Raw genomic sequence first — 231 nt, 5'->3', positions numbered from 1 at the left:
GCGAAAGTGATTCAGCGTCAATGAGTACGTCAACTTCAGTGAGCGAAAGTGATTCAGCATCAATGAGCGCTTCTACTTCAGTAAGTGAGAGCGACTCAGCGTCAATGAGCGCTTCTACTTCAGTAAGTGAAAGTGAATCAACTTCAGTAAGCGAGAGTGATTCAGCAAGCATGAGCACTTCTACTTCAGTAAGTGAGAGCGACTCAGCGTCAATGAGCACTTCTACTTCAG

1 pseudogene is annotated in these 231 nt (G+C 45.5%); it reads right to left on the bottom strand.

The window, feature by feature from the left end:
• Positions 1-231, bottom strand: a pseudogene (locus TP70_RS12535) (hypothetical protein); the annotation flags it as partial.

Origin of the sequence: Staphylococcus microti (assembly GCF_000934465.1) — a bacterium.
Taxonomy (GTDB): Bacteria; Bacillota; Bacilli; order Staphylococcales; family Staphylococcaceae; genus Staphylococcus; species Staphylococcus microti.
The sequence above is the reverse complement of the archived record's forward strand: the minus strand, read 5'-3'. Positions and strand labels throughout refer to the sequence as shown.